Annotated in this window: 25 protein-coding genes and 1 pseudogene; 5 read left to right on the plus strand and 21 right to left on the minus strand. The window is 62.6% G+C overall.

Features of this window, described 5'->3' with window-relative positions; translation table 11 throughout:
* Nucleotides 1-36 precede the first annotated feature (36 nt).
* Both ACYG9R_RS05365 and ACYG9R_RS05370 read right to left on the minus strand, forming a co-directional pair.
* On the minus strand, nucleotides 37-1,056 hold the full coding sequence (locus ACYG9R_RS05365) for an NAD-dependent epimerase (protein ID WP_032885815.1): 1,020 nt from the start codon (nucleotides 1,054-1,056) through the stop codon (nucleotides 37-39).
* Between the two features lie 31 nt (nucleotides 1,057-1,087).
* On the minus strand, nucleotides 1,088-2,368 hold the full coding sequence (locus tag ACYG9R_RS05370; protein ID WP_023823578.1) for a nucleotide sugar dehydrogenase: 1,281 nt from the start codon (nucleotides 2,366-2,368) through the stop codon (nucleotides 1,088-1,090).
* 95 nt (nucleotides 2,369-2,463) lie between these two features.
* Here ACYG9R_RS05370 and ACYG9R_RS05375 point away from each other — a divergent pair, with 95 nt between their 5' ends.
* From ACYG9R_RS05375 to ACYG9R_RS05385, 3 genes are all read left to right on the plus strand, one after another.
* On the plus strand, nucleotides 2,464-2,652 hold the full coding sequence (locus ACYG9R_RS05375) for a hypothetical protein (protein ID WP_196813576.1): 189 nt from the start codon (nucleotides 2,464-2,466) through the stop codon (nucleotides 2,650-2,652).
* A 179-nt stretch (nucleotides 2,653-2,831) separates the two neighbouring features.
* A complete protein-coding gene (locus ACYG9R_RS05380) occupies nucleotides 2,832-3,809 on the plus strand; it encodes a UDP-glucuronic acid decarboxylase family protein (RefSeq protein ID WP_023823580.1) in 978 nt (325 codons plus the stop codon).
* Nucleotides 3,810-4,033: 224 nt separating this feature from the next.
* Nucleotides 4,034-5,995, plus strand: a complete 1,962-nt coding sequence (locus ACYG9R_RS05385; protein ID WP_023823581.1) for a 3-hydroxyacyl-CoA dehydrogenase NAD-binding domain-containing protein — start codon at nucleotides 4,034-4,036, stop codon at nucleotides 5,993-5,995.
* Between the two features lie 8 nt (nucleotides 5,996-6,003).
* Here ACYG9R_RS05385 and ACYG9R_RS05390 read toward each other — a convergent pair whose 3' ends face one another.
* The 5 genes from ACYG9R_RS05390 to ACYG9R_RS05410 all read right to left on the minus strand — a co-directional run bounded on the left by ACYG9R_RS05390 (nucleotide 6,004) and on the right by ACYG9R_RS05410 (nucleotide 11,136).
* The gene (locus ACYG9R_RS05390; protein ID WP_023823582.1) at nucleotides 6,004-7,275 is read right to left on the minus strand and encodes a cysteine desulfurase-like protein; all 1,272 of its coding nucleotides are present in this window, start codon (nucleotides 7,273-7,275) and stop codon (nucleotides 6,004-6,006) included.
* 45 nt (nucleotides 7,276-7,320) lie between these two features.
* The gene (locus ACYG9R_RS05395) at nucleotides 7,321-7,995 is read right to left on the minus strand and encodes an amino acid ABC transporter permease (protein ID WP_023667812.1); all 675 of its coding nucleotides are present in this window, start codon (nucleotides 7,993-7,995) and stop codon (nucleotides 7,321-7,323) included.
* Nucleotides 7,996-8,145: 150 nt separating this feature from the next.
* The gene (locus ACYG9R_RS05400; protein WP_023682726.1) at nucleotides 8,146-8,943 is read right to left on the minus strand and encodes an ABC transporter substrate-binding protein; all 798 of its coding nucleotides are present in this window, start codon (nucleotides 8,941-8,943) and stop codon (nucleotides 8,146-8,148) included.
* 76 nt (nucleotides 8,944-9,019) lie between these two features.
* Entirely contained in the window at nucleotides 9,020-10,219 is a 1,200-nt protein-coding gene (locus ACYG9R_RS05405) for a pyridoxal phosphate-dependent aminotransferase (protein ID WP_023823583.1), read from the minus strand.
* A gap of 155 nt (nucleotides 10,220-10,374) precedes the next feature.
* A complete protein-coding gene (locus ACYG9R_RS05410) occupies nucleotides 10,375-11,136 on the minus strand; it encodes an HpcH/HpaI aldolase family protein (RefSeq protein WP_023686922.1) in 762 nt (253 codons plus the stop codon).
* A 120-nt stretch (nucleotides 11,137-11,256) separates the two neighbouring features.
* Here ACYG9R_RS05410 and ACYG9R_RS05415 point away from each other — a divergent pair, with 120 nt between their 5' ends.
* Nucleotides 11,257-12,348: an LLM class flavin-dependent oxidoreductase gene (locus ACYG9R_RS05415; RefSeq protein ID WP_023823584.1), complete on the plus strand. Its 1,092-nt coding sequence runs from the start codon at nucleotides 11,257-11,259 to the stop codon at nucleotides 12,346-12,348.
* Between the two features lie 23 nt (nucleotides 12,349-12,371).
* Here ACYG9R_RS05415 and ACYG9R_RS05420 read toward each other — a convergent pair whose 3' ends face one another.
* The 14 genes and pseudogenes from ACYG9R_RS05420 to ACYG9R_RS05485 form a co-directional block, all read right to left on the minus strand.
* Complete coding sequence (locus ACYG9R_RS05420; RefSeq protein ID WP_023667806.1) at nucleotides 12,372-12,767, minus strand: RidA family protein; 396 nt, start codon at nucleotides 12,765-12,767, stop codon at nucleotides 12,372-12,374.
* Between the two features lie 57 nt (nucleotides 12,768-12,824).
* Nucleotides 12,825-13,973: an acyl-CoA dehydrogenase family protein gene (locus tag ACYG9R_RS05425; protein ID WP_023820899.1), complete on the minus strand. Its 1,149-nt coding sequence runs from the start codon at nucleotides 13,971-13,973 to the stop codon at nucleotides 12,825-12,827.
* On the minus strand, nucleotides 13,973-14,785 hold the full coding sequence (locus ACYG9R_RS05430) for an enoyl-CoA hydratase family protein (protein ID WP_023820898.1): 813 nt from the start codon (nucleotides 14,783-14,785) through the stop codon (nucleotides 13,973-13,975). The genes ACYG9R_RS05425 and ACYG9R_RS05430 overlap by 1 nt, the downstream gene beginning before the upstream one ends.
* Nucleotides 14,782-15,252, minus strand: a complete 471-nt coding sequence (locus tag ACYG9R_RS05435) for a MarR family winged helix-turn-helix transcriptional regulator (RefSeq protein WP_023667803.1) — start codon at nucleotides 15,250-15,252, stop codon at nucleotides 14,782-14,784. The genes ACYG9R_RS05430 and ACYG9R_RS05435 overlap by 4 nt, the downstream gene beginning before the upstream one ends.
* A complete protein-coding gene (locus ACYG9R_RS05440) occupies nucleotides 15,246-16,019 on the minus strand; it encodes an SDR family NAD(P)-dependent oxidoreductase (RefSeq protein ID WP_023820897.1) in 774 nt (257 codons plus the stop codon). Before ACYG9R_RS05440 ends, ACYG9R_RS05435 begins: the two co-directional genes overlap by 7 nt.
* On the minus strand, nucleotides 16,016-18,310 hold the full coding sequence (locus ACYG9R_RS05445; protein WP_023823585.1) for a bifunctional salicylyl-CoA 5-hydroxylase/oxidoreductase: 2,295 nt from the start codon (nucleotides 18,308-18,310) through the stop codon (nucleotides 16,016-16,018). The genes ACYG9R_RS05440 and ACYG9R_RS05445 overlap by 4 nt, the downstream gene beginning before the upstream one ends.
* 141 nt (nucleotides 18,311-18,451) lie before the next feature.
* A complete protein-coding gene (locus tag ACYG9R_RS05450; protein ID WP_023823586.1) occupies nucleotides 18,452-19,051 on the minus strand; it encodes a VOC family protein in 600 nt (199 codons plus the stop codon).
* 77 nt (nucleotides 19,052-19,128) lie between these two features.
* Nucleotides 19,129-19,959 (minus strand): ATP-binding cassette domain-containing protein, encoded by an 831-nt coding sequence (locus ACYG9R_RS05455; protein ID WP_023823587.1) that lies wholly within the window; start codon nucleotides 19,957-19,959, stop codon nucleotides 19,129-19,131.
* A complete protein-coding gene (locus tag ACYG9R_RS05460; RefSeq protein WP_023823588.1) occupies nucleotides 19,952-20,830 on the minus strand; it encodes an ABC transporter ATP-binding protein in 879 nt (292 codons plus the stop codon). Before ACYG9R_RS05460 ends, ACYG9R_RS05455 begins: the two co-directional genes overlap by 8 nt.
* Nucleotides 20,827-21,675 carry an ABC transporter permease gene (locus tag ACYG9R_RS05465; protein ID WP_023710062.1) on the minus strand — a complete coding sequence of 283 codons (849 nt, stop codon included), beginning with the start codon at nucleotides 21,673-21,675 and terminating at the stop codon, nucleotides 20,827-20,829. Before ACYG9R_RS05465 ends, ACYG9R_RS05460 begins: the two co-directional genes overlap by 4 nt.
* Nucleotides 21,668-22,675: an ABC transporter permease gene (locus ACYG9R_RS05470; RefSeq protein WP_023740549.1), complete on the minus strand. Its 1,008-nt coding sequence runs from the start codon at nucleotides 22,673-22,675 to the stop codon at nucleotides 21,668-21,670. Before ACYG9R_RS05470 ends, ACYG9R_RS05465 begins: the two co-directional genes overlap by 8 nt.
* Before the next feature lie 42 nt (nucleotides 22,676-22,717).
* Nucleotides 22,718-22,830: pseudogene (locus ACYG9R_RS05475) on the minus strand (endonuclease domain-containing protein); the annotation flags it as partial.
* A 33-nt stretch (nucleotides 22,831-22,863) separates the two neighbouring features.
* On the minus strand, nucleotides 22,864-24,393 hold the full coding sequence (locus tag ACYG9R_RS05480; protein ID WP_023823589.1) for an ABC transporter substrate-binding protein: 1,530 nt from the start codon (nucleotides 24,391-24,393) through the stop codon (nucleotides 22,864-22,866).
* A gap of 112 nt (nucleotides 24,394-24,505) precedes the next feature.
* Nucleotides 24,506-26,080 (minus strand): phytoene desaturase family protein, encoded by a 1,575-nt coding sequence (locus ACYG9R_RS05485; RefSeq protein WP_023823590.1) that lies wholly within the window; start codon nucleotides 26,078-26,080, stop codon nucleotides 24,506-24,508.
* A 119-nt stretch (nucleotides 26,081-26,199) separates the two neighbouring features.
* On the opposite strand from ACYG9R_RS05485, the gene ACYG9R_RS05490 reads away from it, so the two are divergent.
* On the plus strand, nucleotides 26,200-26,991 hold the full coding sequence (locus ACYG9R_RS05490; protein ID WP_023823591.1) for a cyclase family protein: 792 nt from the start codon (nucleotides 26,200-26,202) through the stop codon (nucleotides 26,989-26,991).
* Nucleotide 26,992: the final 1 nt, after the last annotated feature.

Here is a 26,992-nt window from a genome sequence, read left to right on the forward strand (position 1 = left end):
CAGGAGCCAGCCGCCTCCAGGTGGCGAAGCGTCCGATCATGCTCGGTAGAACTCCCGGTACCATTCGACAAAGCGCGGAACCCCTATTTCGATCGGGATTTTGGGCTTGAAGCCGGTCGCCTCCTCGAGCGAGCTGACATTGGCGAAAGTTGCCGGAACGTCGCCTGGCTGAAGTGGCATGAGGTTGCGGTTTGCCTTGCGTCCCAGCGCGTCTTCGAGCACTTCGATCAATCGGTTCAGTTGAACGGGCGAATTGCCGCCGATGTTGTGAATCCTGAACGGGGCGTTGCTGGTCGCTGGGTCTGGCGCGACACTTTTCCACTCAGGATTGGGTGTCGCGGGTTGCTGCATGACGCGGATAATACCTTCGACAATGTCGTCGATATAGGTGAAATCCCGCTGCATGTTGCCATAGTTGAAGACCTCGATCGGCTCGCCGGCGAGGATAGCCTTGGCGAAGATGAACAGCGCCATGTCCGGCCGCCCCCACGGACCATAGACGGTGAAAAAACGCAGCCCGGTGGTCGGCAGTCGAAACAGATGGCTGTATGTGTGCGCCATCAGCTCGTTCGCCTTCTTGCTTGCGGCGTAAAGGCTGAGCGGATGGTCCGCCGGATCGTGCACGGAAAACGGCATGCGGGTGCTGCCGCCATAAATCGAACTCGACGATGCATAGACCAGATGGCCGACGGAGGCCTGCCGGCATCCTTCCAGGATGTTGACAAAGCCGCTGAGGTTGCTTTCCACATAGGCGTGCGGATTGCTGATCGAATAGCGTACGCCGGCTTGCGCCGCGAGATTGACGACAACCTCCGGCGCGGCCGAGAGGAAGAGCTCCGAAATACGGTCCCGCTCCGTGAGATCGGCATGCTCGAAACAAAAATTCGAAAACGCTTTCAGCCGCTCGAGACGAGCCTGCTTCAGGCTGACGTCATAATACTCGTTCATGGAGTCGAGGCCGATAACCTGGCGTCCTTCGGCAAGCAGCCTCAGGCAAAGATGAAACCCTATGAACCCGGCTGCGCCGGTGATCAGTATCGGCCTGCTTGATGTCACTGCATATCCTAGCGTTAATTTCAGGCGAGCTTTACAAGCTCCAGTATTTTATGTTGTCGGGAACTTCATTGGGCTTGATGGCCGACTTGACATCGAACAGTGTCCCCCCCGGCCTGATCATTTGAAAAAGACGCACTCTTTCGTTGGTGAGATATTGCCTGTGAGGCACCGCCAGAACAAGCGCCTGCAAATCGTTTATCTCATCGAGCGGCAGGATTGTTTCGCCGTGATCACGCCGAGCGGTTTCGACATCGGCAAGGGGATCATGGACTTTGGGGACAATTCCGAACTGCCTTAGTTCCTTGACCATGTCGAAAACGCGGCTGTTGCGCAAATCCGGCACGTCCTCCTTGAATGTCAGCCCGAGAATGCCGACAGAAGCCCCTTTGACGGGCGTGTCAGAACCAATCAGCCGTTTGACAACCTGCTGGGCAACGAAGGCCCCCATGCCGTCATTGATGCGACGTCCGGCGAGGATGATCTGCGGATGGTAACCTTCTGCCTCGGCCTTGGCGGTCAGATAATATGGATCGACGCTGATGCAGTGGCCGCCGACGAACCCCGGTTTGAAGGGAAGGAAGTTCCATTTCGTCGACGCAGCATCAAGAACATCCTGCGTCCGGATATCGAGCCGCTCGAAGATCATTGCCAGTTCGTTCATCAGCGCGATGTTCAGATCGCGCTGGGTGTTCTCGATAACCTTCGCTGCCTCGGCCACCTTGATCGACGGGGCGCGGTAGACGCCGGCATCGATGATACGGCCATAAACGTTCGCGACGCGCTCCAGCGTCTCGTTATTCTCGCCGGAGACGACTTTGACGATCTTTTGCAGCGAGTGTTCTCGATCGCCGGGGTTGGCGCGTTCGGGCGAATAGCCGAGGGCAAAGTCGCGGGGATGTCGCAGGCCGGAAACCTGCTCGATGATCGGCCCACAGAAATCTTCGGTCACACCTGGATAGACTGTCGACTCAAAAACGACGACGGCGCCTTTGCTCACCGCCTCGCCGACGAGTTCGGACGCCAGTTTCAAAGAAGCTAGATCGGGAGCGCGATTTGCGTCGATAGGGGTTGGCACGGCAACGATGAAGAAAGTAGCGCCTTTCAACATCTCCCGATCGGTGGTCAGCCCTATCGAGGTCTCCTTGAGCGCCGTTGCGTCAACTTCCCCCGTACGATCGACGCCGCCACGCAATTCCCCGATCCGACGCTCGCTGATGTCAAAAGCTATGGTGCCGGGGAAAACCTTCCCAAAGGCAATGGCTACCGGCAGGCCGACATAACCCAGGCCGATAACTGCAATGCGTTCGGACATCCGTGGGGTTCCTCGAGCCACCTGTTGAGCCGACGTGCTTGTATGGCAGCCTGTTGGCCAATTCAACGATGCTCTATCGCGAAGAGGAATGTCTCATGAAAAATGGCCGTTGCCATTTTCATGTTGCCATCGCCGATGCCATCGATGTTGTGGATAAAATCCAGCAGGACCGAGTTTCGAGCCACTCTCTGCTGCGGATTGGGGTGAACCGTCAGGTTCTGCCGGCCACCTACGCAGCGGCGGCCCTGACGACAGGGCTGATATTCTCTGCTGCCAATCCATAGGCCACTATCGGCCTCAATCGTGCCTTCTGATCAAATCAAATGCCCGGATCGGAATTCGCATCGGCACCGAGCGGATCTGCGAAATTTCAGTTTGGTCCTTGTGCATTGGCTGCGGACACGTCGTATCCTGCGTGTGGCGACCGATATCTGGTCGATCAGCATTTGCCTGGGAGCAGAAATTGGCCAGACTCTATGACAGCCGCAGACGCATTCTCGTTACCGGGGGCGCAGGGTTTATCGGCTCGCATCTTATTGACCGCCTGTTGGAACGAGGCGACGAAATCTTGTGTGTCGACAACCTTTTCACCGGATCAAAGCGCAATATCGACCATTTGGCCAAGCATCCCCGCTTCGAATTCATGCGCCATGACGTGACCTTTCCGCTCTACGTCGAAGTCGATGAGATTTACAACCTGGCGTGTCCGGCCTCGCCTGTTCACTACCAGTACGACCCGGTTCAGACGATCAAGACCGCCGTGCACGGCGCCATCAATGTTCTTGGACTGGCAAAGCGGCTGAAATGCAAAGTCTTTCAGGCCTCCACCAGTGAGGTCTATGGTGACGCGTCTGTTCATCCGCAGCCCGAGAGTTACTGGGGCAATGTAAACCCGATCGGGCCGCGCTCATGCTACGATGAAGGCAAACGCTGCGCCGAAACGCTGTTCTTCGACTATCACCGACAACATGGCTTGTGGGTCAAGGTCGCGCGGATTTTCAATACGTTCGGGCCGCGCATGCACCCGGCAGACGGCAGGGTTGTCTCAAATTTCATCGTGCAGGCGCTTCGTGGTGAACCGATAACCATTTTCGGCGACGGCTCACAGACAAGGTCGTTTTGCTACGTCGACGACCTGGTGAGCGGCATGCTGCGCCTCATGGATACGGGGCGGGAGGTGACCGGTCCAGTAAACATCGGCAATCCAAGGGAAGTAACGATCAGGCGCTTGGCCGAACTGACGACGCAGATGACCGGATCAGGTTCGGATATAATTTACCGCGATCTTCCGCAAGACGATCCGCGGCACCGCCAGCCCGATATCACCCTTGCCAAAAGGCTTGTCGGCTGGGAGCCGACGGTGACTTTGGAAGCCGGGCTGCAACAGACGATCGACTATTTCAAAGCCCTGCTGCCGAAGGTTTCCACAAACTCGCCTTGACCCGGCACCGCAGTGCAACCGTCAAGTCTGACCGATCACCGTCGTGGTAGCGACGCCTTTTGCAGTCGACTCCGGTAGGCTTGAAGTTTTTTGAATTCTAATTATTTTAAGCTTGAAATTATATGAAGAACCCCATGGCTCTTCATCCGTCCGAGCCGGACACCGGCATTTGGCGGAGAGCAGAAGGAGGAGGAAGATTTGCCGTCGTTCCGGGATAAAACTCCATGAACACAGCACGATTTTCCGAGAGTGTCACAGGCAAGATCGTCGATGGCGTTCTCGTCGTCACGATCGAAAATCCGCCGGCCAACGCGCTGTCCTTCCATGTCAGGGCCGGACTGATGGCTGCGCTTGGGCGTGCGGCGTCGGATGAAGTGTCTGCCGTGGTGCTGACCGCCATTGGGCGCACCTTCATCGGTGGCGCCGATATCAAGGAATTCGGCAAGCCCGCTATCGAGCCCACACTGCCTGAAGTGATCGAAGCGATCGAGAGCTTCGCGAAACCGGTCGTCGCGACAGTTGGCGGCGCGGCGCTCGGCGGCGGCTGCGAGATTGCGCTGGCCTGCCACTACCGGGTGGCCAGCAAGGCGGCCAGCTTCGGCCTGCCCGAGGTCAAGCTCGGGTTAGTGCCTGGGGCCGGCGGAACCCAACGCCTGCCCCGCCTCATCGGCACGGTCGCCGCAATTGACCTGATCGGCACGGGTCGGCCCGCAAATGCCGACGAAGCTCTCGCTCTCGGTCTGATCGATACCATTGCCGACGATCTTCCCGAAGGCGCGCTCGATGTCGCCCGCCGTCTCGTTGGCCAACCGCTGCGGCGCACGGGCGCGCTTTCCGTCCCGCGCTCGCAACCTGAGGCCGACGCGGCAGCCGCAAGAAAGGTGCTTTCCCGCAGCCGTGGACAGATCGCGCCTGCAGAAGCCGTGAGACTGGTCCGGGCCGCGTCCACGGCCAGACTTGAGGACGGTCTTGTGCACGAACGCGCGACCTTCCTGCGCCTCCGGGATTCTCGCGAGGCGGCAGCGTTGCGCCACGTCTTCTTTGCCGAGAGGCAAGCCAGCAAAGTCGACAGGCTAGAGGGTATCACGCCTCGCAAGGTCGTGACCGTCGGTATCGTCGGAACCGGCCTGATGGGTGCAGGCATCGCGGTCTCGGCCTTGAATGCCGGCTATCGCGTAATCGGCATCGAGCAGACCGACGACGCCGCGGCAAAAGGATACGAGCGGATCGCCGGCCTTCTCGACAAGTCGGTCCAATCCGGCCGACTCACCGATCATGGCCGCAGGGAGGCGCTGAGCCGGTTTGAAGCGACCAGTGACGCCGGCAGGCTGGTGCAGGCCGATCTGGTCATCGAGGCAGTGTTCGACGATCTCGCGGTAAAAACCGAACTCTTCCGGAAGCTTGATCGTATCGTCCGCCCCGACGCCATACTGGCGACCAACACCAGCTACCTCAACCCCGACGAGATCGCCTCGGCAACCGCCCGGCCCGAACGGATCGCCGGCCTGCATTTTTTCTCCCCGGCCAACGTCATGCGGCTCACCGAAGTGGTGGATTGCGCGGCGACGGCGCCCGATGTGCTCGCCTCGGCTATCGCGTTCGTCAGGAAGCTCGGCAAGCTGCCTGTCGTGTGCGGCGTTACCGAGGGTTTCATCGGCAACCGCATCTATTCGGCCTACCGCCGCGAGGCGGAGTTCATGGTGGAGGATGGCGCAGCACCGGAAGAGGTGGATGCCGCGCTGGAGGCCTGGGGCTTCCCGATGGGGATCTTCGCGGTCAACGACATGGCTGGGCTGGAGATAGCCTGGGCGCGGCGCAAGCGACAGGCTGCGATGCGCGATCCGCAAGCACGTTATGTCGAGATCGCCGACCGGCTGTGCGAGGCCGGCCGCTTCGGCCGCAAGACCGGGCGCGGCTGGTACGATTATTCCGACGGCGAGCGCAGGAGCGACCCGCAAGTGGCCGCGCTGATCGAGGCCGTTCGGGCGGCCAAGGACATCGTGCCGCGCCGCTTTTCGCCCGATGAGATCGTCACGCGCTTGCTGGCGGCAATGGCCGAAGAGGGCAAGGCCTTGCTTGCCGAAGGCATCGCGGCGCGTGCCTCCGACATCGATCTGGTGATGATCAACGGCTATGGCTTCCCGGCCCACAAGGGCGGGCCGATGTTCCACGCCGGAGACATCTGACGGACAAGCTACGACAGCTTGGCTACGACGGCGCGCAGTGCCTGGCCGAAACGCCTGACCTCGTCGACCGTGTTGTAATGGACCAGCGAGGCGCGGATGGCGCCGCTGTCCATCGACAGGTTGAGACGCTTCATCAACCGGGGCGCATACATATGGCCGTCGCGGATGCCGATCTGCATCTCAGCCATTTCCTCGACGATCCGCTGCGGCGACAGCTTGCCGATGTTGAAGCAGAAGGTCGGCACGCGCTCGTTGATGCGGGTCTCTTCCGAAACCCCGTAAATGGTCGCGCCGCAAGCTTTGAGCACCGCGAGCATCTCACGCGCCAGGAGCACTTCGTAGTCGCGGATAGCGCCCATGCCGGCAACGATGTTGTCGCGCCGCGAGCGGTTGTTGGAGGGCGCCAGATTGCGGCCGATCAGTTCCAGGTACTGCACTGCGGCATCCATGCCTGAGACGTTCTCGTAGATGAAGGTGCCTGCCTCGACCTTGTAAGGCGGCTCGTCGGGGATGAAATCCTCGCGGAAGGTCGGCAGCCGCTTCAGCGTTTCGAAGCGGCCCCACAGAAAGCCCATATGCGGCGAGAAATTTTTGTAGCCGGAGCAGACGAGATAATCACAGTCCCAGGCCTGCACGTCGATCAGCCCGTGCGGTCCGTAATGCACGCAGTCAAGGAACACTTCGGCGCCGGCCGCATGCGCGATCGCGGCCACCGAAGCGACGTCGACGATCGAGCCGATCGAATGCGCGGTCACCGTGCAGGCGACGAGACGGGTGCGATCGGAAACCAGCGGCTTGAGGTCGTCGACATGCAGGTTGCCGTCCTCGCGCATGCGCCACCATTTGAACTTGGCTCCGGCGGGCTCCAGCGCCAGCCACGTGGCGATGTTGGCGTCGTGGTCCATATCGGTGATGACGATCTCGTCGCGCTCTGTGTCCTTGGCCAGCATCTGGCCGATGCCGAGGCTGACCAGGCGAATGAACGAGGTGGCGTTCATGCCGAAGCAGATTTCCGACGGACTGTAGGCGTTGATCAGCAAGGCCACGCTCGTCCGAGCATCCGCAACCGATTGGTCGACCGTGACCGAGCGCCCATAGCGACCACCACGCTGCACATTGTGCGAGACCAGGTGATTGGTCACCGCGTCGAGCACGCTCTGCGGGATCTGCGCGCCGGCGGCGTTGTCCATGAAGATGAAATCACCGGCGCGCTGCAAGGCCGGAAACATGGCGCGGATGGGGTCGACCGGAAAGCCGCCGGCGGCTTGGGAATTGCTCAACTGTATCTCCTGCGAATGGCTTGGGAAGCGGGACGGTTGATGAGGTCAGCGCGTCTTCTCGGTCTTGAAGCGGTCTTCGAGCAGGCTGACGAGGCGGACCATCGGCCAGAGGAAGATGAGATAGACCAAAGCGGCGCCGATCAGCGGCGAGGGATTGGCATAGAGCGACTGCGCGTTGGTCGCTTCCTTCAACAGTTCAGGCAGCGCAACGGTGGAAGCGAGCGACGTGTCCTTGAACATCGAGACGCAATTGCTGGTCATCGGCGGGATGACGACGCGGATCGCCTGCGGCAGCACCACCTTGCGCAAGGTCAAAAGGAAAGGCAGGCCGAGCGCCTGTGCTGCCTCGAATTGGCCTTTCGGAATGCTCTCAATGCCGGAGCGGAACACTTCTGCTGAATAGGCCGACATGATGATGGCGAACGCCGTCACGGCGGAGGCCCAGGACGACAGACGGATGCCGAGGAAGGGCAGCGCATAATAGATCAGGATCAGCACCACCAGCACCGGCAGGGCGCGGAAGATGTCGGTGTAGCCGACCGCCAGCCAGCGCAGCGGCTTCGGCGCATAGAGCCGCAACAGGCTGATCCCCAGGCCGATGGGAATGCCGATGCCGATACTCAAAATGCCGAGCAGCAGCGTGTTCAGGAAGCCACGCAACAGCGCCGGCAGGCTGGACATTATCACGTCAGGATTGAAGAAGGTGTCGATCAGCGACATGGGAGCGTTCCCGAACCCCAGAGCAAAGGATGCTCAAGTTAAAACCAATCGACCTTGCCTCCGATGAGGCTATCCGTGTGGCAGCAGGCGCCGGAGCGTGAAATGAATCGTGCCGGCCTGGGAGCCGGCACGATTTAAGTGCATTGCCGGTCAGGCCTTGGGCAGCGGCATTTCCTTGACCGTCGAGGAATCGGCTGGCGCGTCGCTGCCGAACCACTTCTTGTGGATCGCGGCCAGCGTTCCGTCCTTCTTCATCGCGGTCAGCGCGTCGTTCAGCTTGCCGAGCAGCGGATGGTCCTTGCTCATCATCAGGCCGTACTGTTCGCCGGTCTTGATGCGCTGCTTGACCTTCAGGTCCTTCATCTTGGTGAAGGAGTATTCCATGCCCGGAATATCGCTGACGGCGGCGTCCACGCGGCCCGCGCTGAGGTCGAGCAGCAGATTCTGCTGCGTGTCATAGCCCTTCACGTCGCTGTAGCCGTCAGCCTCCTGATGCGCCTTGACCCAGGTCTCGCCGGTCGAGCCTGAAAGCACGCCGACGATCTTGCCCTTGAGGTCGGCCTCGGTGTTAACAGCGCTATCGGTCTTCGTCGCAATGCCCATGTCGGAGTCATAATAGGGCTGGGTGAAGGACAGCGTTTTCAGTCGCTCCGGCGTGATGGTGATCGAGGAGATCGCGACATCGATGCGATTGGAACTGACAGCCGCGAACAGCGCCTGGAAGCCGAGGTCGGCAATGTCGGTGGTCATGCCGGCACGCTTGGCCGCTTCGTTGACGATGTCGACTTCAAAGCCCTCGAACGTGCCGCTCTCGTTCTTGTATTCGAAGGGCGGATTGGTCGGGTAGGCGCCGACATTGAGCACATCGGCGGCAAAGGCGGTGGCCGGGCCGGCAGCGATGCCGATCGTGGCGGCGAGAAGAAGCAGGTTGCGACGAGTGAAGCTCATTTTGTGTTCCCTCTGGTTGTGATCGGGCGGGTTTGCTCCCGCACGGTTTGTTGCCGTCCCACCTCCCAGCGGGGCGTCAATTCATGGCGGCGACCATGCGCTCGAGCGCGGTCGCTATCTGGTCGCGTTCACGGCACACGCACATCCGCAGGAAGGCCGCTGCCGAATTTCCAAAGAGGTGGCCGGGAGCCAGCCCGACGCGCGCCGTCTCCAGTATCCTGGCGCAGGCCTGCCGGGCGTCGCTTTCGCCGTCCATGGCAAAGAAGGCATACATGCCTCCGCGCGGTTTCGTCGGCAGGATGATGCCGGGAATCTGGGCCAGCCTGTCATAGGCAAGGTCGAGGCCGGTTTTGATCCGCTGCCTGATCTCCTCGACCAGCGGCTCGCCTTGGCGGATGGCGGCGACAGCGCCTGCCTGGATAGGCGCGGCGGTGCCGCTGTTGATGTACTGCGTCATGGCGCCAAGCTGGTCGGCCACCCCCGACGGATGCGTCAGCCAGCCGATGCGCCAGCCGGTCATCGCCCACGCCTTCGAAAAACTGTTGACCGACAGCACCCGGTCGCCATCCTCGGCGATCTGCAGGATGGAAGGAGCAACATTGCCGTCGAAATAGAGCCGGCCATAGACCTCGTCGGAGATGATCCAGATGCCGGTGCGCCGGCTGAAGTCGAGCAGCGCCTGCATCTCCTCGCGCGACGCGGTCCAGCCGGTCGGGTTGGACGGCGTCGACAGGAAGATCGCGCGCGTGTGCGCATCGCAAGTGGCGAACAGCCGGTCGAGATCGAGATGCCAGTCGCCCTTGAAGTCGAGCGAAAACGGCCTTGGCTCGCCGCCCATCAGATGGATGGCGTTGTGGATGTTGGGCCATTGCGGCGCGACATAGACGACGTTGCTGCCGGTATCGACCAGCAGTTCCAGCGCCAGGTACAGCGCCTGCATGCCGCCGGGCGTGACCGTGGTGCGCGCAATCGGGATCGTCCGGCCGTGAATGCGCGTTTGGTATTCCGACAGCGCCTCGTTCAGTAGGGGGTGCCCACGCATGTTAGGGACGTAGAACGTCTGGCCTTCATCGAAGGCGGCCTTCGCCGCGTCGCGGATGAAAGCGGGCGTCACCATGTCGCCTTCGCCGTACCAGAGCGCGATCACGTCGCCCAGTTCTCGGGCGCGCACGGCAAGGTTGGCAATGTTTTCGGTGTGCAGGTCACGGATCTGGGCACGTACGCCGTCGAAAGCATAACGCGCGCTGGACGATGACTGGGGCAGTATGAACGACAAGGACTGAAACCCCTCCCACCCGGAGCACCGCGACGGACTGCCCGGCAAGCCCCACCGGCACGACAGTCGCCATCGAGTTTGGATGCTATCCAATGTGCTGCGCTTTTCAAGGAAAAAGTTTTAAGCTTAAAAAGTTTTTGCCCGATCCCGCCCGTCTACCGCAGCTCGGCGCGCGCAGCGGTGCAGTTGGCCGCAGCGCCGGCGCCAAGAAACATCGTATCGCTGGCCAGCACGAAGAAGCTCGCGCCGATAGCGGCCCACTGGCTGATCGTCTGTGGGCTGGCGCAAAATATACCCGATGTCCTGCCATGCGCGACGGTCGCGCGGATGATCCTTGTGATCGCCTCATTGAGCTTGTCCACGCCTTTCGGCCCGATCGCATCGATCGACACGGAGAGATCGCCGGGGCCGACGAAGACCACATCGATGCCGTCTATGGCCGCGATCGCCTCGATGTTGGCCAGCCCCTCCGATGTCTCGACCTGGACCGCGACGACCACCCTATCATTGGCCGCGGCCAGATATTCGGGAATGCGATAGCCATAGCCGGCCGCGCGGCCAGGCCCGACGCCGCGCTCGCCCAGCGGCGGATAGCGCGAGGCTTTCACCGCCGCCTCGGCCTGAGCAGCGGTCGAGACGCGCGGCACGAGCACGCCTTGTGCGCCGCTGTCGAGCGCCGCCTGGATAGCTTCCGGCGCATGACCGGGAACACGCACCATGGCCGGCACGCGATGCACGTCGGCCGCGCGCACCATGGTTTCGATCGTGTCGCGCGCGATCTGGGCATGTTCCCAGTCGATGCAGACGAAGTCGAGGCCGGTGAGCGCCATCACTTCGACGGCGACGGGATGGGGAATAGCGGCGAAGGAGCCGACGAGATTGGTCTTGCCGATGCACTTCTGACGGAACGCGCTCATATCCATCCCCTTTTCCCCTCCAAATTCATATCCGCAATCGGCGGCGAGGCGAAGCTATTTCAGGCTTGAAATATTTTTGCGCGGGCCTAGCGTGTCGGTCTCCCGCCACGAGTTCCCATGATGATCAAAACGCATCCCCTGCACGGCTCGAACAAACTGAAGCTCGGCGTCTTTTCGACCAATGCCGATGGCGGTCTGGCCATCACCGATGTGCCGGAACGCTGGACGGCAAGCTGGCAGGACAATCTGACGGCGGCGCAGATCGCCGACCGCGCCGGGCTGGAATTTATGCTTCCGATCGCGCGCTGGCGTGGCTTTGGCGGCCGCAACAAGGTGCGCGAATGGTCGTTCGAGACCTTCACCTGGGCAGCAGCTCTGGCCGTGGCCACCGAGCAGATCGGCCTGTTCATGACCGTGCATGTGCCGCTGGTGCATCCGCTCTATGCCGCCAAGGCGCTGGCAACTGTCGACCATATCAGCCAGGGCCGCGCCGGTCTCAACATCGTCTGCGGTTGGAACCCGAAGGAATTCGGCATGTTCGGCACGCCTTTGGTCGAAAAGGGCTACGACCAGGCCGCCGAATGGATCGAAATCCTGGAAAAGCTCTACGCCTCGGACCAGCCTCTGGACTATGAAGGCACCTACTATCGCCTCAAGGAGGCGGTGAGCCGGCCGGCGAGCCTGCAGGTTCCACGCCCGGTGACCATGAACGCTGCTTTCGGTGGCCCGGGCCGGGATTTCGCCGCCGCCCGATGCGATTATCTGTTCACGACCTTTTCGGAAATGAGCGATGCCGGCAAGCATGTCGCCGACATCAGCGAGCGGGCCGACAAGGTTGGCCGCAACGTCGGCGTCTACACGGTGGCGCATGTCGTCTGCCGTCCAACCATGGAAGAGGCGCAGGCCTACTACACGCGCTATGCCGTCGATCTGGTCGACCACAATGCGGTCGATGCTCATATGGCAGGCAAGAAGGAGTTCTCGCAGTCGCATGACCCGCATGCCTATGACCGCTACCGGCAGCGTTTCGCCGGCGGCGCCGGCACCTACCCGCTGGTTGGAACGCCGGAGACGATTGCCGCCGAGATGGCGGCAATAGCCGGGCATGGCTACCAGGGCATCGCGCTGTCGTTCGTCAACTACACCCAGGAACTGCCCTATTTCTGCGACCACGTATTTCCGCTGCTGAAGCGGGCGGGGCTGCGCTGCTGATCAATCCGGGAATAACGAATTCGTTAATCCGGAATGACGGCGGTTGCCTGAATTTCGATCTTGGCGCGATCTTCCACCAGCGCCACCACCTGCATGGCGGCCATCGCTGGGAAATGCCGGCCGATCACCTCGCGATAGGCCTCGCCTATACCCTTGAGATTGCCGAGATATTCGGCCTTGTCGGTGAAATACCAAGTCATCGCGGTGATGTGCCGTGGCTCCGCGCCGGCTTCCGCCAGCACGGCGACGATGTTTTGCAGCGTCTGCCGCACCTGGCCGGCGAAATCGTCGGTCTCGAACTGGCACTGCCCGTTCCAGCCGACCTGTCCGCCCACGAAGACGAGCCTGCCGCGCGCAGCAATGCCGTTCGCGTAGCCGACCGGTTTCGCCCAGCCCTCCGGCTGCAGGATCTCGTGCATTTTTCAAGCCTCCCCGGTATTCTTAAAAACCAAATCTCAAAATCAAATACGTCGCCGTCAGGCCGCGCCCATCACCTGCCGTGCGATCACCACCTTCTGCACATCGGATGCGCCCTCGTAGATGCGCAGCGCGCGGATCTCGCGATAGAGGCTCTCGACGATGTGGCCCTTGCGGACGCCGTCGCCGCCATGCAGTTGCACAGCCTTGTCGATCACCTCTTGCGCCTTGTCGGTGGCGAACAGCTTGGCCATCGCCGCCTCGCGGGTTACACGCGCCGCGCCCATGTCCTTGGTCCAGGCAGCGCGGTAGACCAGCAGCGCCGCGGCATCGACGTCCAGCGCCATGTCGGCGATATGGCCTTGTACCATCTGCAGCTCTGCCATCGGAGCGCCGAAAAGTTTGCGCTCGGCCACCCTGCTGATGCTTTCGTCCAGCGCCCGGCGGGCAAAGCCGAGTGCCGCCGCGCCGACCGTCGATCGGAACACGTCAAGCACCGACATGGCGATGCGGAAGCCGTCTCCCGGTTTGCCGATCAGCGCCAAAGCCGGCACCCGGACCTGATCGAAGGAAAGCCGCGCCAGCGGATGCGGCGCGATCACTTCAAGGCGCTCGGCAATGCCAAGCCCCTTGGTATCAGCAGGTACGAGAAAGGCGGAAAGTCCCTTGGCACCCGGTGCCTCGGCGGTGCGGGCAAAGACGACGTAGAGATCGGCAATGCCGCCATTGGAAATCCAGGTCTTCTCGCCGCTGAGGATATAGAAGTCGCCATCGCGGCTCGCCATCATTTCGGTGTTGGCGACATCCGACCCGGAGCGTGGCTCCGAAAGCGCGAAGGCGGAAATCGTCTTGCCGGCCCTGGTCTTTGCCAGCCATTGCTGCTGGTCGGGTGTGCCGAACAGGCTGAGCGCGCCGGTGCCGAGCCCCTGCATGGCGAAGGCAAAGTCGGCCAACCCGTCATGGCGCGCCAGCGTCTCGCGGGTGATGCACAAGGTGCGGACATCGAGCGGTCCCGGATTGTCCGTATCGAGCGCCGTCGGCTTCAGCCAGCCGTCGCGGCCAAGTTTCGCCACCAGCTCGCGGCAGGCGGCATCGACGTCATGGTGATCGACGGGCAGGTTCCTGGCGCACCATGCTTCCAGCCTTTCGGCCAGTTCGCGGTGGCGATCTTCAAAGAACGGCCAGCTGAGGAAGCTCCTGTCTGCCATCAATTCCCCTCGAACACCGGTTTTTCCTTGGCCACGAAGGCCTTGTAGGCGCGCTCGAAGTCACCCGTCTGCATGCAGATCGCCTGCGCCTGCGCTTCCGCTTCGATTGCCTGGTCGAGGCCCATCGACCATTCCTGGTTGAGCTGCGTCTTGGTGATGCCGTGCGCGAAGGTCGGGCCGGAGGCGATGCGCGCCGCCATCTCGAGCGCGTCGGCCTCGAGCACTGCGGCATCGACCAGCCTGTTGTAGAAGCCCCAGCGCTCGCCTTCCGCCGCCGTCATCGTGCGGCCGGTGTAGAGCAATTCGGCGGCACGGCCCTGGCCGATGATGCGCGGCAGGATCGCGCACGCGCCCATATCGCAGCCGGCAAGCCCGACGCGGGTGAACAGGAAAGCGGTCTTGGCCTCCGGCGTGGCGATGCGGATGTCGGCGCTCATGGCGATGATGGCGCCGGCGCCGACCGCGACCCCGTCGACCGCCGCGATGATCGGCTTGCCGCAATTGAGCATCGCCTTGACGAAATCGCCGGTCATGCGGGTGAAGGCGAGCAATTCCTTCATGTCCATCTTGACCAAGGGGCCGATAATGTCGTGGACATCGCCGCCCGAGGAGAAATTGCCGCCATTGGGCAGGAACACCACGGCGTCGACGTCGTCGGCATAGACGAGATCGCGGAACGTGTCGCGCAGTTCCGCATAGCTGTCGAAGGTCAGCGGATTCTTGCGCTCCGGCCGGTCGAGCCGCACCCTGGCGATCCTGCCTTCGACTTCCCAAAGGAAGTGCTTCGGCTTGAGGCCGGCCATCGAACTCATTCGCGTCCCTCCCAGTTGCTGCGGAACGAGGTCAGCATGCCGGTCAGCCGGCGCGCATCCTCCTCGCTGACCTTGGCCAGCAATTCTCCGATCCAACCCTCATGCGCCGCGGCCATTGCGGCAAAAGATTTGGAACCCTCGTCGGTCAGTCGCACCATGGATGTGCGGCGATCGCCATTGCGGCGCGCGCGCGCGACCACCCCTTCCGAAACCAGCCGGTCGACAATGCCGGTGACATTGCCGTTGGATACCAGCAGGAAGCGCGACAGATCGCTCATCAGCATGCCTTCCGGCGCGCGGTAGAGGGCGGCCATGACGTCGAAACGCGGCAGTGTCGTATCGAATTCCTTCTTCAGGCGCTCGCGCAGCTCGGCCTCGATCGTGCGCGAGGCGCGCAGCAGCCTGATCCAGAGACGCAGCCGGTCCTTGCCGGGTCCCGACGGCGCGGGCAATGGGCCGGCTACCATGTTTCGCCTCCTGAGATCGAAATCGCTTGTCCGGTAATCGACGCAGCCGCATCGCCGCACAGCCAGAGCACCGTCGCGGCAACTTCCTGCGGCTGGATGAAACGGCCTTGCGGGTTGGTCGAGGCAAGGCTCGCCCGCGCCTGCTCGACTGAGCGGCCGGTCTTTTCGACGACGCGCTGAATGGAGTCCGCCAGCATGTCGGTCTCTACGAAGCCCGGGCAAACGGCGTTGACGGTCACGCCGGATTTCGCCGTCTCGGCCGCCAGTGCCCGCATCAGCCCGACCACCCCATGCTTGGCCGCCACGTAGGGCGCGACATAGGCGTAGCCTTTCAGCCCTGCGGTCGAGGCGACGAAGACGATCCGGCCCGCCTTGCGCGCGGCCATGCCGGCCAGCGCCGGCTTCACCGTCAGGAAGGCGCCGGTCAGATTGACGTCGAGCGTCCGCTGCCAGTCGGCAAGCGAGGTCCTGTGCGCCGGCGTGCTGCCGGCCATGCCAGCATTGGCGACGACGATGTCGAACGGGCCGCGCACGGCTTCCGCTTGCGCGTAGAGCGAAATCATCGCCGCCTCGTCGGTGACATCGGCTGACATGGCGTGGATGCGGTCGTTCTCGCCGGCCAACTTGGCAAGCTCGGCGTCGCGCCGCCCGCATATGGTCACCTCGATACCGGCTTCGGCCAGCACGAGTGCGATGACCCGGCCGACGCCGGAGCCGCCGCCGGTGACCAAAGCATGCTTGCCGGGGATCGTCGAGGCCGTCGTCATACTTTCAACCCCGCCGCCGCATCGCGCTCGGCCAGCCGGTAGATCTGGTCGCGTCCGGGCAGATAGGGATCCGGCCATTTGACACCACGATCACCGAGCGTCACGGCGGCATGCAGCGTCCAGTAGGGATCGGCGAGATGCGGCCGTGCCAGGGCCACTAGGTCGGCGCGGCCGGCCATCAGGATCGAATTGACATGATCCGGCTCGTAGATGTTGCCGACCGCCATCGTCGCCATACCGACCTCGTTGCGGATGCGGTCCGAGAATGGTGTCTGGAACATTCGGCCATAGACAGGTTTAGCGGCAATCGAGGTCTGGCCTGCCGAGACGTCGCAGATGTCGACGCCGGCTTCGCGCAGCATCCGCGCGATCTCCACCGCATCGGCCGGCGTCACACCCTCGATGCCGACCCAATCATTGGCCGAAATGCGCACCGAAATCGGCTTTCGCGCCGGCCAGGCGGCGCGCACCGCATGGAAGATTTCCAGGGGATAGCGCATGCGATTTTCCAGCGAACCGCCATACTCATCCGTGCGCTGGTTGGTGACCGGCGTGATGAAGGACGACAGGAGATAGCCGTGCGCGGCGTGGATCTCCAGCATGTCGAAGCCGCAACGATCGGCCATTTCGGTGGAGGCCACGAACTGGTCGCGCACCAAATCCATATCGGCGCGGTCCATGGCTTTCGGCACCTGGTTTTGCGGCGACCATGCAATCGCCGAGGCCGCCATGACCGGCCAATTGCCCGAGGAGAGCGGCACGTCGGTGCCCTCCCAGCCGACACGGGTCGAGCCCTTGGCCCCGGAATGCCCGATCTGGGCGCAGATTTTAGCCTCGGTCTCGGTGTGGACGAAATCGACCAGCCGCTTCCACGCCACCTCATGTTCGGACGCATAGAAGCCGGGACAACCGGGCGTGATGCGTCCTTCCGGGCTGACGCAGGTCATCTCGATATAGACAAGCCCGGCGCCGCCCTTGGCACGCTCGGCATAGTGGGCGAAATGCCAGTCGGTCGGGCAGCCATCGACTGCCTTGTATTGCGCCATCGGCGAAACAACGATGCGGTTGTTGAGCTGCATGTCGCGCAGCTTGAATGGCGCGAACATCGGCGCCCGGCGCTGCCTGTTGCCGCCGGCTCCGGCCTGGCGCTGGAACCATTGCTCGGCGCTTTCAAGCCATTTGGCATCGCGCAGCCGCAAATTCTCGTGGCTGATGCGCTGCGAGCGGGTCAGCAGCGAATAATTGAACTGTACCGGATCGAGGCCGAGATAGCGCTCGACCTCCTCGAACCACTCCAGCGAATTGCGCGCCGCCGACTGCAGCTTCAGCACCTCGGTGCGGCGCGCATCCTCATACTTGCGGAAGGCGGCGTCGAGGTCCGGTTCGGTTTTGACATATTCGGCCAGCGCCACCGCGCTTTCCAATGCGAGCTTGGTGCCGGAGCCGATCGAGAAATGTGCCGAGGCCGCCGCGTCGCCCATCAGCGCCAGGTTCTTGTAAGACCAGCGTTCGCACAGCACGCGCGGGAAATTGATCCAAGCCGAACCTCTGATGTGATTGGCATTGGTCATCAGCGCGTGGCCGCCGAGATTTTTCTCAAAGATGCGCTCGCAGACGGCGATGGATTCCTGCTGCGACATGGCGCCGAAGCCGAAGGCAGCCCAGGTCTGTTCGCTGCACTCGACAATGAAGGTCGCTGTCTCGCTGTCGAATTGATAGGCGTGCGCCCACACCCAGCCATGCTCGGTCTTCTCGAAGATGAAGGTGAAGGCGTCGTCGAATTTCTGGTTGGTGCCGAGCCAGACGAATTTGCATTTGCGGGTGTCGATGTCGGGCTTGAAGACTTCGACGAAGGTGTTGCGCGCCCTTGAGTTCAGCCCATCGGCGGCGACGACCAGATCATGCGTCTCCATATAGGGCTGAGGGTCGGCGATATCGCTCTCGAACATCAGCCTCACGCCAAGTTCGCGCGCGCGTCGCTGCAGCAGGATCAGAAGCCGCTTGCGGCCGATGCCACAGAAACCGTGGCCCGACGAGACCGTGCGCACGCCGTCATGGATGACGGCGATGTCGTCCCAATAGGCGAAATGCTTCTTGATCCAGACAGCGCTGACCGGGTCGTTTTTGGCAAGGTTGTCGAGTGTTTCGGCCGACAGCACGACGCCCCAGCCGAAGGTATCGTCGGCGCGGTTGCGCTCGAACACCGTGACCTCGTGGGCGGCGTCCCGCAGCTTCATTGAAATGGCAAAGTAGAGGCCGGCTGGTCCGCCACCGAGAACCGCAACCTTCATCCGTGCGATCTCCTCTTCGCTTGCTGCATCTCAAGTATCGCGCCGGAGATGAAATATTTCAAGCTTAAAGTTTCATGTTGGAACGATTGCTGAACACGGGTGGCGCGCCTGCGGGTTGGCCCCGCAAGCGCGCTCTGGAAATCACTTCTCCGGGTTCTTCGGGCTCCACAGCACAGTCTCGGCACCTTTCTCATAGGCCATCCCGTCGGGATAGCTGATCGCCTCCAGCTGCAGCCCCCATGGCGCCTGGAAATACAGAATGGTCTGGCCGGCCGCCGGACCTTCCTTGACCGGCAGCGGCCCCATCCGCGTCTTCACGCCCTTGCCGTCGAGATAGGCTTTCGCCGCAGCGACATCATCGACATACATGGCAATGTGGAAGCCGCCGATATCGCTGTTCTTCGGAGTCAAATCCTTCTGGTCAGGCGCGGTGTACTTGAACAGCTCGATGTTCGATCCATAACCGCAACGCACCATGGTGACCTGCTCGATGACAGCCTTCGGATCGACGCCCAGAAGATCCTGCATGAAGGTGCCCTTGTCATCGGCGAACGGACCGAACGACATCGCCTTCTTGCAGCCGACGACTTCGGTGAAGAAGTCGACTGCCTGCTTCATGTCGGGCACCGTGATGCCGGTGTGGTCGTGGCCGCGCATGCCGGGGATCGCATCGGCCGAAGCCGTTCCCATCGAGCAGAACAGGATCGCGGCAAGCATCGTGCCGCGGGCTGCGTAATTCATATTACCCTCCGTTCGCGGGCTGATTTTGCCCTCATGCACGTCCGAAGCCCGCTGTTCGGCGTGGTGGGTGAACAGTCCTATGCCGGCGCTTTCGTTGCTGGCCGCAACCAGTCCGCGTCGACCTCAGGCAGTGGGATGGCGGCAAGCAGGTCGCGCGTGTAGGTCTCCCTGGGATTGTCGAACAGCGCATCGGTGGCGCTCGCCTCGACGATCCTGCCCTCGCGCACGACGATCACTTGTTGGCACAGCCGCCGGATGACCGACAGGTCGTGGCTGATGAAGGCGACGGTCAGCCCCATCTCCGCCGCCAGTCTCTCCAAAAGGGTGAGGATCTGCGCCTGCGTCGATACGTCGAGGCCGGAGACGATCTCGTCGGCCAGCACGAATTTCGGCGACAGCGCCAACGCGCGCGCAATTCCGACGCGCTGGCGCTGGCCGCCCGACAGTTCATGACGATAGCGACTAGCGAAGCTTTGCGGCAGGCCGACGCGATTCAATGCCTCGGCGACGCGTTCCCTAAGCCTGTCGCCAAGCCCATTCTGCTTGAGCGGCGCGGCAATGATGCCGGCGATGGTGCGACGCGGGTTGAGCGACGACATCGGGTCCTGGAAGATCATCTGCAGGTCGCGGCGCAGAGGTCGCAGCTCTGCATCCGGCAGGTGGGCGATATCGCGGCCCTCGAAATGGATGCTGCCGACGCTCGGCTCCAGAAGTCTGACAAGCGTGCGGCCGAGCGTCGATTTTCCGGACCCGGATTCACCGACGATGCCGGTCACCAAGCCCCTCGGCAAATCGAAATCCAGGCCTCTCAAAATCTCGGCCAGCGGCGCGCGCCCGATCAGCGGCTTGCGGGTCATGTCGGGCAGCGCCACCTTCAGCCCGCGCACGGAAAACAGCGGCTCAACCATGCGGCCGCCTCCACGCCTGGTCTGCCGCGCCGATCTCGGCGGCAAGCCCGGCCAGCACGGTCTCGTCCACCGGCTTCAGCGAGGCAAAGGGATCCGTATAGCGCGGCGTAGCGGCCATCAATGCCCGCGTATAGGGATGCTCAGGCGCGGCGAAGAGAGCGGCTGTGTCAGCCTCTTCCACCACCTTGCCGGCGTAGAGCACAGACACTTGCTGGCTGATCTTTGCAACGACGCCGAGATCGTGGGTGACGAACAGGATCGCGGTGCCATGCTCGCGCTGCAGCTCGGCGATCAGTCGCAGGATCTGCTTTTGCACGGTAACGTCGAGCGCGGTTGTCGGCTCGTCGGCCACGATCAGCCGTGGCTCGGCGGCGAAGGCGGCGGCGATCAGCACGCGCTGGCGCATGCCGCCGGACAGCTCGTGCGGATAGCATTTCAGCACCCGGTCGGGATCGCGGATCTGCACCTCATCCAACAATTGCCGGATACGCCTGTCCGCCTTGTCACCGTTCCAGCCGAGAATGCGCACCAGCCGGTCAGTCATCTGCGGACCGATGCGGCGCGACGGGTTGAGCGCAGTCAACGGATCTTGCGGGATCAGCGCCGTGCGGGCGCCGATCAGCGTGCGCCTTGCCTTGGGCTGCAGCCTGCCGAGGTCTTCGCCTTCGAGCTGCATGGCGCCTTCGACGATGCGCACGCTTGACGGCAGCACACCGAGCACCGCCTTGCCGATCATCGTCTTGCCGGCGCCGCTCTCGCCGACAAGAGCACGCACCTCACCCCGCTGCACGGAGAGCGACACCGAGCGCAGCACGCGCTGGCCGTTCGGCAGCACGGCGCTCAGATTGGCAATATCCAGGCAAGCGCTCATCGCAGCACCGGATCGAAGCGCGTCTTCAGCGCCTCGCCGAACTGGCTGAACGACAGCACGGTAAGGATCAGCGTGATCAGCGGAAACACCAGCACCCACCAGGCCTGGTGGATCGACAGCCGACCCTCGGCGATGATGCCGCCCCAGGTCGGATCGTCGGTCGAGATCGACAGATTGACGAAGGACAGGATCGCCTCGACGATGACGGCGATGCCCATTTCCAGCGACAGCAGCGCCACGACTGACGGCACCACATTAGGCAGCACCTCGCGCAGCATGATGCCGATGCGGCCATAGCCGGCGATGCGGGCGTTCTCGACATAGTCCATGCGCGACTGGCCCATCGCTTCGGCGCGGATCACGCGGCAGAAGCGCGTCCAGTCGATGATGGCGATGGCGAGGATGACGGAGCTGAGGCCAGTGCCGAGCACCGCGACCAGCAGGATGGCGAACAGCACCGGCGGAAACGCCATCCAGACATCGACGATGCGCGAAATGATCCGGTCGGCCCAGCCACCGAAATAGCCGGCGACCAGTCCGAGTGTCGAGCCAACGAGGCAGGCGGCAATCGCCGCCGCAAAAGCGACGATGAAGGCGATGCGGCCGCCGAAGATCAGCCGGGAGAGGAGATCGCGGCCGAGGCTGTCGGTGCCCAGCCAATAGCCGGATTCCGCACCACTCATCCAGAATGGCGGCAGCCGTTCCAGCATCAGGTCTTGCGCCAGCGGGTCCTGCGGTGCGACCAGCGGCGCGAAGATCGCGGCCAGCAGCGCCAGCAGCAGCCAGCCGCCGGCCAGCCACAGCCTCGGGCCGAGTCCGCGCCGGGCGATGCGTGCCTCATCCATGGCGCAGCCTCGGATTGAGCAGCGCGTACATCATGTCGACGCCAAGATTGATCAGCACGAACAGCAGCGCGAACACCAGCACGATGCCTTGGATCAGCGGCAGGTCGCGGTTGATGACGGCATCGATCGCCATGTTGCCGAGCCCTTCGTAGGAAAACAGCCGCTCGACGATGACCGTGCCGCCGACAAGGAAGGTGAACTGGACGCCGACGAGAGTCAGTGTCGGCAAGGCAGCGTTCTTCAGCGCCTCGCGCAGGATAACCTGCGTTTCCGAAAACCCCTTCACCCGGGCCAGCACGACATAGTCGAGGTCAAGCACTTCCTTCAGCGACTGTTTCAGCAACTGCGCGATGATTGCCGCCAGCGGCAATGCCAAGGCTACTGCCGGCATCAGCATGTGTTTCAGCAGATCCCAGGTCAGGTCGAAGCGCAGCCGAAGCAAGCTCTCGAAGAAATAGAACTGGGTGACGAAGGGCAGATCGAGCTGCGGCGACACGCGGCCGGAGATATCGAAGATCGGCACCAGCACGCCAAACAAAAGGATCAGCACGAGGCCCCACAGGAAATCGGGAATGGAAAGGGCGGCGCCGCTGGCGATATCGATGCCGGCTTCGACCGCCGTGCCGCGCTCGCGGGCTCCGAGGATCGCCGTCGTGCCGCCGAGCCCAACCGCCATGACGAGCGCGATGATGGCAAGTTCCAGCGTTGCCGGCAAACGATTGAAGACAAGGCTGAGCACATCTTGCCTGAGCGAAATCGAGGTGCCGAAATCGCCCCTGACGACGCCGGACAGCCAGATGAAGAATTGCTGCACGATGGTCTTGTCGAGCCCGTAGAGTGCACGCAGCCGGTCGATGTCGGCATCTGTCGCACCGGGGGGCAGCATCATGGCGATCGGGTCACCAGGCGCGACGCGGATCACGACGAAGACGACGACAGCCACGCCGAACAGCGTGATCAGCATCGTCAGCAGACGGATCAGGAATCGTTGCAGGAGCATTCTGGTGTTGGCCCAGTGCGTTTCTAACGAAGAGCCCCCTCATTCGTCCGCTTCGCGGCCACCTTCTCCCCGAGGGGAGAAGAGGCCACGGACAGCTGAGCTGGTCTCTTCTCCCCAGCGGGGAGAAGGTGGCCCGAAGGGCCGGATGAGGGGGCCGCTCAGCGAAGGGTGGCGCCCACAAGCCGATATCAGGCCGGGGTCATCAGCGCCGGCAGCAGCGCGCCGGACACATGCTGCACCACGTTGACGCCCTTGGCATGCACGATAGGTTGCGCATACTGAATCAGCGGCAGCACATAGGCCTGCTCGGCGATATACTTGTCGACAGCCTTCCAGCCGGCGATGCGCTTGGCCTCGTCCTTCTCGCCCCAGAGCGGATTGATCATGTCGATCAGGTCCTGGCTGTCCCACACCGAGTGCGGGCTCGGCCCATACATGGCAAAACCCGTCGACGTCGTCGGGTCGCCGATGGCGTTGCCCCAATTGTAGAAGGCGGCCGGCGCCAGCTTGTCGGCGGCGCGCAGTTCATAGTGCTTGGCGATCTCGTAGACCTCGATCGTCGCCTCGATGCCGACCTTACGCCACATGCCGACGATCGCCTGGATCATCTCATAATCCTTGGGCTTGAAGCCCTTGGTCGTCTGGATGGTGAACTTGACCGGTTTTTCCGGCGAATAGCCGGAAGTCGCGAGCAGCTCCTTGGCCTTTTCCGGATTGTGCTCGACCTTGATCGAGGCGTCGAAGGCCGTGTACTCCGGGGTCTCCAGCGTAGCGATCGGTTGGCCATAGCCGCGCAGCAGCCGCTTGACCAGAAGCTCCTTGTCCACAGCCATGACGGCGGCCTGGCGGACGTTCTTGTCCAGCATCGCTTCGATGTCGTTGAAGAAGATCATGCCGATGTCGGAAACGGGCTTGCACGAGCCGGCAAGCCCGTCCTTGGCGATCAGCCGGTCATACTCTTCATAGGGGACCTCCAGCGTCACCTGCGAGGAACCGGATTCGATTTCGGCAACGCGGCTCGCCGCATCAGTGACGAACTTGATCGTCACATTCTCGAAGGCCGGCTTGTCGCCCCAATAGTGCGGGTTGGCCTTCAGTCGAAGGAAAGCATTTCGCTCGAATTTTTCCACCATGTAAGGGCCGGTGCCGATCGGCGCCTTCTCGAAACCTTCGGCGCCGACCTTCTCATAATAGGCCTTCGGCAGGATGTAGCCGGTCAGGAACGACATCCATTTAAAGTAGACCGGATCGAACTGCACGACGTCGCCGGTGATCTTGTTGCCGTCGATCTTGAAATTGTTGACGTTCTTCCAGACGAACTGGATCGGATTGCCGGTCTTTTCGTCGCCCGCCCGCTGCAGCGACCAGACCACGTCCTCGGGCGTGAAGGGCGAGCCGTCATGCCAGGTCACGCCTTCGCGCACCGTCATCGTCACCTTGGTGCGATCCTCGTTCCAGCCCCATTCGGTGAGCAGGCCAGGCGCAAAGGACAGGTCCGGCTTTTGCGGAATGAACTGGTCGAACACTGACTGGTAGAGGCCCTGGATCGTCGGGTTGACGGCCGAGGGTCCGGTGGTCGGATCCCAGGACGGCAGGTTGACGTTATAGGCGATGGTCAGCTCGCCCGCTGCCGCCTTGGCGATCTCAGGCAGGCCGATCGCCGCCACCCCAAGTGCCGCGGCACTGTATCCCAGCAATTCTCGTCTGTTGATTGTCATGGTCGTTCCCCTTGTTGGTTTTGTTGTCTTTGCGCGGCACTATCAGTTTATCGATCCGGGCTTCGTGGGCAGCAGCGCCTTGCCTCTCGTCGCCTTCATGAAATCTTGCGAGCTACCTCCCGCCAAGCTGTTGCGCGAGCATGAAGCCGGAGGCCGCGCCGGTGCCGGCGCCGGGCCATGTCGCGGCGCCTATGAGATGCAGATTGCCGACCGGCGTGTTCCAGCCGGCATAACCGCGCGCCGGGCGGAACAGGAAATTCTGTGCCAGATGGTGGCTGCCGCAGACCTGGTCGCCACCGACGAGATTGGGGTTCTCACGCTCGAGGTCGATTGGCGAGAACACTGCACGGCCGAGGATTTTCGCGTGCAGTCCGGGTGCGTAGATCTCGATGGTGTCGAGCACGCGTTCGGCATAGACGTCCTTGACCTGATCCCAATGCGCGGGCGCGATCCTGCCTGCCGCATCGCCCAGGATTTCGGCGGGCAGCATGCGCACCTGCACCCACAGCACATGCTTGCCCTGCGGCGCGCGTGACGGATCGACCGCTGTCGGCTGACCGACGACCAGCACCGGTTCGCCCGGCAGCATGCCCGCCATCGCCTGCTGATAGGTGCGCGACATCGCGTCGAGCGAGGGCGACAGATGCACATAGGCGAACTGCCGCAGCTCGGCCCCGGCGCGCCAGTCCGGCAGGTCGTCGAGCGCCAGATGGATCATCATCGTGCCCGGCGCGTGCCGGAACTTCTGCATAGCCGTGTCGAAGCCGGTGTCGCCGGAACCGTTGGGCAGCAACTTGCCGGTCAGCCTCCTGGGCGCGACGCCGGCAATGACCGCCTTCGTTACCGTATGCGTCTCACCGGACGCAAGCCGCACGCCGGTCGCCTTGCCGGCGGAAACGGTGATTTCGGCAACCTCTGTCCCTGTGACGATCTTGCCGCCCGCCGAGGTGACCATACCTGCCAGCGCCCGGATGATCGTGTCGGCGCCGCCCTTGCCTAGCACCATGCCAAAGGTCTGGTTGGCCATGGATTCCAGATAGGGGAACACGGCGCCGCCGGCGATGTCGGGTGCAAAGTCGAGATGCATGCCCCAGGTGGCAAGCGTTGCCCGCACATGAGCGGACTCGAAATTTTCCTCCAGCCAGGCGCGCGGCGATGACAGCAAAAGCCGAGCGGTGTCGAATGCGCCTGACATGCCCTTCTTGCGCCACAGGTTCCAGGCGGTGCCGGCAAGCGCGCGGGCACTCATCGGCGAGCCCAGCAGCCGGAACAGATGCTCGGCCTCTGCCGGGAAGGCAGCGACCAGTCTGCGCCATGTCGCGGCATCGGCAGCGGAGAATGCGGCCATGCGGCTGGCAGTCTTTTCCAGGTCATTGCTGACGCCAAACCAGCGTCCGTCCGGAAAGGCGCTGGCGAAACAGTCGGCGACCGGCGCGAACGCCAAACCCTGCGCTTTCAATTCATTTGCATATTTCCGGTGGAAGGCGGAGCCGGCGAACAGGCTCAGATTCATCGCACCGAAATCGTGGCGGAAGCCGGGAAGCGTATATTCGTGTGTCTGGACGGCGCCGCCGATTGCTGCACTGCGCTCGAAAATCCCGGTTTTCCAGCCCTTGAGTGCCAGATGCGCAGCGCATGCCAGACTGTTGTGGCCCGCCCCGACAAAGATGGCGTCGAACTCGCTCACGCCCCGTTCCCATTTCCTTTATGCTTAAAGATAATTGCAGATGCATATGTTTTCGTCTAGTAGGATATTAAGGGCCGAGACGAGCCTTGATCATCACCGACAAGAGGGAACTTCAGATCATGGACACGCAAAAACTCCTCGGCGAAGTCGCCGGCCAACTGCTTTCAGGCGCCATCAAGGTGGTCGACCTCTCTGCGCCGCTCGGACCCGACACGCCGCTGATCAAGCTGCCGCCGGAGCTTGCCGTCGACACGCCGAAGGTCGAGATCCACAACATCTCCCGCTACGACAAGAACGGTCCGTGGTGGGCATGGAACTGGCTGAAGCTCGGCGAGCATTCGGGCACGCATTTCGATGCGCCGCAGCATTGGATCAGCGGCAAGGATTATCCGGACGGCGCCACCGACACCATTCCGGCGCAGAACTTCGTCGGCCCGGTCAATGTCATCGACTGCTCGAAGGAAGCCGCCGCCGATCACGATTTCCTGCTCACCGTCGACCACATCAAGGCGTGGGAAGCCAAGCATGGCGCCATCAACGCCGGCGAGTGGGTGGTGATGCGCACCGACTGGTACAAACGCAATGGTTCGGAAGCCGAATTCCTCAACGCCAATGAGACCGGCCCGCATACGCCAGGTCCGACGGCCGAAGCCATCCAGTATCTGATCAGCAAGGATATCAAGGGCTGGGGCTCGGAGACGATCGGCACCGATGCCGGCAAGGCCGGCGGCATGGAGCCACCATTTCCCGCGCACACGCTGATGCACAAGGCCAATCGCTATGGCCTCGCCAGCCTCTGCAACCTCGACCAGCTGCCGCCGAAGGGCGCCATCCTGATCGCCGCACCGCTCAAGATCGAACATGGCACCGGCAGCCCGATCCGCGCGCTGGCGCTGGTGTCGAAAGGCTGAG

The sequence above is a fragment of the Mesorhizobium sp. RSR565B genome (assembly GCF_054719465.1).

Coding starts and splice junctions, on each gene's coding strand:
- ACYG9R_RS05460 (WP_023823588.1), bottom strand. CDS start 20,830: ATGAGCGCTTGCCTGGATATTGCCAATCTGAGCGCCGTGCTGCCGAAC.
- ACYG9R_RS05480 (WP_023823589.1), bottom strand. CDS start 24,393: ATGACAATCAACAGACGAGAATTGCTGGGATACAGTGCCGCGGCACTT.
- ACYG9R_RS05400 (WP_023682726.1), bottom strand. CDS start 8,943: ATGAGCTTCACTCGTCGCAACCTGCTTCTTCTCGCCGCCACGATCGGC.
- ACYG9R_RS05375 (WP_196813576.1), top strand. CDS start 2,464: ATGAAAAATGGCCGTTGCCATTTTCATGTTGCCATCGCCGATGCCATC.
- ACYG9R_RS05415 (WP_023823584.1), top strand. CDS start 11,257: ATGATCAAAACGCATCCCCTGCACGGCTCGAACAAACTGAAGCTCGGC.
- ACYG9R_RS05465 (WP_023710062.1), bottom strand. CDS start 21,675: ATGGATGAGGCACGCATCGCCCGGCGCGGACTCGGCCCGAGGCTGTGG.
- ACYG9R_RS05470 (WP_023740549.1), bottom strand. CDS start 22,675: ATGCTCCTGCAACGATTCCTGATCCGTCTGCTGACGATGCTGATCACG.
- ACYG9R_RS05490 (WP_023823591.1), top strand. CDS start 26,200: ATGGACACGCAAAAACTCCTCGGCGAAGTCGCCGGCCAACTGCTTTCA.
- ACYG9R_RS05395 (WP_023667812.1), bottom strand. CDS start 7,995: ATGTCGCTGATCGACACCTTCTTCAATCCTGACGTGATAATGTCCAGC.
- ACYG9R_RS05370 (WP_023823578.1), bottom strand. CDS start 2,368: ATGTCCGAACGCATTGCAGTTATCGGCCTGGGTTATGTCGGCCTGCCG.
- ACYG9R_RS05445 (WP_023823585.1), bottom strand. CDS start 18,310: ATGAAGGTTGCGGTTCTCGGTGGCGGACCAGCCGGCCTCTACTTTGCC.
- ACYG9R_RS05420 (WP_023667806.1), bottom strand. CDS start 12,767: ATGCACGAGATCCTGCAGCCGGAGGGCTGGGCGAAACCGGTCGGCTAC.
- ACYG9R_RS05450 (WP_023823586.1), bottom strand. CDS start 19,051: ATGAATTACGCAGCCCGCGGCACGATGCTTGCCGCGATCCTGTTCTGC.
- ACYG9R_RS05455 (WP_023823587.1), bottom strand. CDS start 19,959: ATGGTTGAGCCGCTGTTTTCCGTGCGCGGGCTGAAGGTGGCGCTGCCC.
- ACYG9R_RS05410 (WP_023686922.1), bottom strand. CDS start 11,136: ATGAGCGCGTTCCGTCAGAAGTGCATCGGCAAGACCAATCTCGTCGGC.
- ACYG9R_RS05425 (WP_023820899.1), bottom strand. CDS start 13,973: ATGGCAGACAGGAGCTTCCTCAGCTGGCCGTTCTTTGAAGATCGCCAC.
- ACYG9R_RS05440 (WP_023820897.1), bottom strand. CDS start 16,019: ATGACGACGGCCTCGACGATCCCCGGCAAGCATGCTTTGGTCACCGGC.
- ACYG9R_RS05385 (WP_023823581.1), top strand. CDS start 4,034: ATGAACACAGCACGATTTTCCGAGAGTGTCACAGGCAAGATCGTCGAT.
- ACYG9R_RS05435 (WP_023667803.1), bottom strand. CDS start 15,252: ATGGTAGCCGGCCCATTGCCCGCGCCGTCGGGACCCGGCAAGGACCGG.
- ACYG9R_RS05430 (WP_023820898.1), bottom strand. CDS start 14,785: ATGAGTTCGATGGCCGGCCTCAAGCCGAAGCACTTCCTTTGGGAAGTC.